This window comes from Sphingomonas bacterium, assembly GCF_903643035.1.
Taxonomy (GTDB): domain Bacteria; phylum Pseudomonadota; class Alphaproteobacteria; order Sphingomonadales; family Sphingomonadaceae; genus Sphingomonas.
The window spans coordinates 1-4,928 of sequence record NZ_CAHJWW010000202.1 but is presented as its reverse complement, the minus strand read 5'-3'; the positions used below and the strand labels follow the sequence as shown (position 1 = coordinate 4,928).

The 4,928-nt window shown below is 71.3% G+C and carries 4 protein-coding genes; 2 read left to right on the top strand and 2 right to left on the bottom strand.

The features are described 5' to 3' along the window. On the bottom strand, positions 1–1,127 hold a 1,127-nt coding region (locus HUV01_RS11885; RefSeq protein ID WP_174298457.1), incomplete at its 3' end, for an MFS transporter. Positions 1,128–1,618: 491 nt separating this feature from the next. Here HUV01_RS11885 and HUV01_RS11880 point away from each other — a divergent pair. Together HUV01_RS11880 and HUV01_RS11875 are read left to right on the top strand one after the other, a co-directional pair. Further along, positions 1,619–1,900 carry a hypothetical protein gene (locus HUV01_RS11880; protein ID WP_174298456.1) on the top strand — a complete coding sequence of 94 codons (282 nt, stop codon included), beginning with the start codon at positions 1,619–1,621 and terminating at the stop codon, positions 1,898–1,900. 61 nt (positions 1,901–1,961) lie between these two features. Further along, positions 1,962–2,816, top strand: coding sequence for an MBL fold metallo-hydrolase (locus HUV01_RS11875; protein ID WP_174298455.1), 855 nt, complete (start codon positions 1,962–1,964; stop codon positions 2,814–2,816). A gap of 88 nt (positions 2,817–2,904) precedes the next feature. Here HUV01_RS11875 and HUV01_RS11870 read toward each other — a convergent pair. After that, on the bottom strand, positions 2,905–4,928 hold a 2,024-nt coding region (locus HUV01_RS11870), incomplete at its 5' end, for a TonB-dependent receptor (RefSeq protein WP_174298454.1).

The window sequence follows — 4,928 nt, the reverse complement described above, 5'->3', positions numbered from 1 at the left end:
ATGATGACGAACGCCGAGCCGAACGACTGGAGCAGCTGCCACCCGAAGAACTCGTCGCGCGACCAGCTGCTGTCGAGCCGCGCGGCGCCGATGCAGGCGACGAGGATCGCAAGGAGGCCGGCGAAGCTGAGCCAGCGCGAGTCGACACGCCTGTAGTTGAGCAGCACCGCCGCCAGCGGCAGGAAGATCAGCTGGCTGAGCGCGATCTCCAGCGTCAGCAGCTGCGCCTGGAGCGGGCGATAGCCCCGCACGCGTTCGAGAAAGGTGAGCGGCACCTGGCTGCCCGACAGCGCGATGACGAGGAACAGGATCAGCGCGATCACGCCATAGGCGAAGTTTCGGTCCTTCAGCAGCGGCAGCAGGAACAGGGGCTGCGCCGCCGTCAGCTCGCGCACGATCAGCAGCGGCACGGCGACCACCGCCGCGAGCAGGAAGACGCAGATGACGGGCGAGTTGAACCAGTCCAGCCGGTCGCCCTGCTCGAGCGCGATCGCGAGACTGCCGAACCCGAAGCCGACGAGCAGCGCCCCCGGCCAGTCGAACTTGCGCAGCATCGCGTAGCGCGGCGGATCCTGGTCCGCGCCCCACCAGATGCACACCGCGGCGACCGCCGCGAACGGCACCGCCTCGAAGAAGACGAAGCGGTAATCCTCGACCCTGTCGATCCACAGGGCGGCGAGGCTGTTCGCCAGATTGGGGGCGAAGGTCGCCGACAGCGCATAGGCGGCAAGGCCGTAGAGCCGGATGGCCGGCGCCAGCACGCGCAGCGCCAGCGTCATCAGCAACGGAATGGTCAGGCCGCCGGCGAACCCCTGCATCAGGCGCAGGCCAAGCAGCGGCTCCGGCCCCCGGCAGAACGGGATGAGGAGCGTCGGCACCAGCGACAGGCCGATCGCGAACAGCGCGAAGCGACGGAGCGTGAAGATCAGGCTGAGCGTGGGCGCGACCGCCATGCCGGTGATCTCGCCCGTGACGTATAGCGTCGGCAGCCAGGTCGAGACGTCGTTGCCGATCCCCGCCTCGCCGCCGATGTCGGCGATCGCGGTCGTCGTGAGCAGATCGTTGAGCTGCGCCGACATCACCGCGACGAGCACGCCGAGGAGGCCGACCAGCGGGGCTTTCCTCATCGGGTCGTTCCACCGGTCGCGACAGGGCGCCGTCCCGCAGCTCCCGGCCCCGGCTCCCGGCGGGGCGTCGCTGGTCGAACGGCCTGCGTGGTCCCGGCGCTTGCGTGACGACCCTGTCCCATACGGCTTCCTTTCATCCCGACGGGAGGATCGGTCGGAACTGCCCGACAGACGGACGCCTGCCGGACAGGGGACCGCCCGGGCTTGCGCCGGCCCGCCTATGGCGGGCGCGCGACCCCGGTGTCGCCCGTCAGGCGGCGATAGTCGTACAGACCCACGCTCGAGGCGTTTCGTTCCCATGTCACGCGCAGCAGCAGGTGGAAGCCGGCCGAGGCGAACAGGCTGGCACGCCCCGCGTCGCGCCCGCCAAAGGCGATGGCGCCGCCGGAGATCGTGGCCGGGCGGGTCGACCCGCCCGGCCCCGCCCGGCCGCATGGGCCTTCCCGCGCCGCTCGTCCGTTGATGGCGCAACAGCGAACGGGAACAGCGGCATGAGCGAGGTCGGGAAGCGGGTCGACGGCGATGGCGGACAGGCCGGCGAGCAGGATGCGATCCAGGGCCGGGACGCGCCGGACGCCGATACCGGCCCGGGGGGTACGGAACGCGAGGCGAGCGCCTGGGAGGCGCCGACCTATGCGCCCCATGCCGTCAGCGCCGGTGGCCGCACGTTCGATGTCGTCGAGACCAGCGGCGTCGCGCAGGCCGAGATGCTGGGCAAGGTCGGCGCCGACGCGACCCGCCGGCAGGAACAGGAGAGCCCCGACTCCGGCTGACGGGGACGAGGAACAGGGGGACGGGGGAACGGGACGGCATCAGCGATCCGGGAGACGGCCCTTGCGCATCCATCACCTCAATTGCGGCACGGACTGCCCGCTGGGCGGGGCGTTGTTCGACGGGCGCAGCATCGGGCCGCTTGGCAGGCTCGTCTGCCACTGCCTGCTGATCGAGACCGACGCGCACGGGCTGGTGCTGATCGACACCGGCTATGGGCTGAGCGACGTCGCCCATCCCCACCGCCGTCCAGGCCCGCGCATCACCCTGCCGTGGCGGCTGCTGCTCAACATCCGGCTGCACGAGCGCGACACCGCCGTCCGCCAGGTCGAGGCGCTGGGTTTCGGCGTCGGCGACGTGCGTCACATCGTCGCCACCCACCTCGACTTCGATCATGCCGGCGGTCTGGAGGATTTCCCGGCCGCGACGGTACACGTCATGCGGCGCGAGTATGACGATGCGACCGGACCGCGCACGGGCATCGTGGCGCGCAACCGCTGGCGCCCATCGCAGCTCGATGGGGTCGGAGACTGGCGGACCTATGCCGCTCGCGGCGAGCGGTGGTTCGGCTTCGATGCGGTCCGCGACCTGAACGGCCTCCCGCCCGAGATCCTGATGGTGCCGCTGCCCGGCCACACCTGGGGCCATGCCGGGGTGGCCGTCCGGCGCGACGACGGCCGCTGGCTGCTCCATGCCGGCGACGCGTATTTCTATCGGGGGGAGATGCGGCAGGCGCGCCGCCGCTGCACGCCGGGCCTGCGCGCCTATCAGCGCCTGATGGAGGTCGACGCGACCGGCCGCATGGCGAACCAGGAACGCCTGCGGTCGCTGTCGATCGACAGGCGCGACGAGCTGACGGTGACATGCACCCATGACCCGGTCGAACTGGAACGGTGCCGGGCGGGACGGCCGTTGTAGGCGGGCGCACCGGGATCGATCGGGCGGACGAGGTCGAAGGCCGTGGCGGCATCCAAGGACGTCGCCACGCTTCCGTTCGTCCCCGTCCTCAGAACCCCTTGGTCAGCCCCGCGTAGAACCCGCGCCGCTGGCCGTATTGCGCCGCCGAGATGCCAAGGCCGCTGCCGTCGCGGATCGGATAGGCGTGATCGAACAGGTTGACGACGTCGAGCCGCAGCGTCGGGCTCTGACTGCCGGAACCGAAGCGGTGCTCGCCGCCGATGTCGATCGTGGCATAGCTCGGCTGTTTCCCGGTGTTCGCGAACCCGGAGCGCAGGCCGTGGCCGTATTGCAGGTCGGTGTGGAGCGTGTCGCGGCCCCATGCGCGCGCCGCGCCCGCGCTGACCGTATATTCGCCTTCGTGGTCGAGCCTGATCGCGTGCGTGGCGATATAGGCCAGCTCGCCTGGCGGGAACTGGTACTCCGCCGAATCGATGGCCGTCGCGCTGGTCTCGACATGGCCGAAATTGCCGAACAGGTTCCAGCCGCCGTGGACCCAGGTGGTGGAGATTTCGCCGCCCTCCACATGCCCCCGGTCATAGCTGAACGGCGAGAGGATCACCGCGGCGCCGAACTGGCCGAGGTCGCCGAGGTGGCGCGCGCGCTTGTAGAAGCCGTCGAGCGTCACCTGCCACCCCGGCGCCAGGACGCGCCTTATCCCGGCATCGACGTAGTGCGATCGCTCGACCCTGGTCGGCGTGTCGGCGAGGACCTCGGGCGCGGCGCTCGTCCCCGCCAGCCTGGCGAGCGAGGCGGGCGGGATGAACTGCGCCGAGGGCGGGGCGAAATAGCGCGCATAGCCCAGATGCGCGGTCGTCTTCGCGTCGGGGGTCCAGACGACGCCGGCGCGTGGGCTGAACTGGCCCTCATGATCGAACGAGGCGTCGAACCGGTCGTAGCGCGCTCCATAGTCGAGCGTCAGCCGGCCCGACAGCCGCCACTCGTCCTGGACGTAGACGCCCGCCTCCCAGGCGCGGTTGCCGCTCCGGTCGGGAATGGCGAGCGCCGTCGTCGCGCCCTGGCCGCCCCCGGCGTCGACCGGAAAGGCGAACGTCAGCGTATCGAGGTGCTCGTCGGTGTGCTGCGCGATCAGGCCGGCCCGGAGCGTGTGGGTACCGCCGATCCGCCGTGCCAGGTCGGCCTGGACGCCGGCGGTGGTGAAGCTTTCGGCGACGTCGGCCGCGACGCCCTGGAACACGAGGTCGCGCACCCGGTCGGCGCGGAAGCCGATCCTGCCGTGGCGCACATAGGGCGACACCTGCAGGTCGAGCGCGCCCGCCGATCGCTGATAGGAGAGGACGAGATAGCCGTTGGTCTCGGTCTGGTTCTCGTCCACGTCGCGCGAGGCGACCGGGCCGGCTCCGGCGAGGACGAAGACGGGTGCGAGGCCCGGCGTGTCGGGCAGCTGGAACCGCGCGGTGCCGCCGCTCGCCAGCAGGCTCACCCGGCTGTCGGCGTCGAGCCGCAGCGAGGCATATCCAAAGAGCTTGCCCTGGCCGGTGCCGTCGTGAAGCGGGCGGGCGCCGGCGGTCGGGTTCTCGATGCCGATCGCGTCGTGCAGATAGCTCCCGCTCGCGAAATACTCGGCCCGCCCGCCCGCGCCGCCGAGCTGGATCGAGGGCTGGACGGTGTCGTAGCTGCCGCCATGGACGCCGACCCGGTTCCCGGCCAGCGCGCCGCCCGACTTGGTGGTCACGTCGACGATGCCGGCGGTGCGGAACCCGAACTGCGCGGGCAGCGCCCCGGTGACGAGCGACACGGACCGGGCGATCCGCGTGTCGAGTTCCTGGCCGAAGCCGTTGAGCGACTCGGGCAGCAGCACGCCGTTGACGCGGTAGGTCAGGCCGCCATGCTCGCCGCGCACATGCTCCTCGCCGAAGCTGTCGAGCACGACGCCGGGCGCGCGCAGCAGCACCTGGTTGAAGCTCGCGTCCTCCCCTTGCGGCGTCGCCGCGATCTGCGCCGGGCCGATCGTATATTCGACCGCGCCGAGGCTTGGCGCGATCCGGTCGCGCGCGGCGTCCAGCCGGCCGGTCACGACGACGTCGCCGGTCGTGGCGGGCGGCGCGGTCG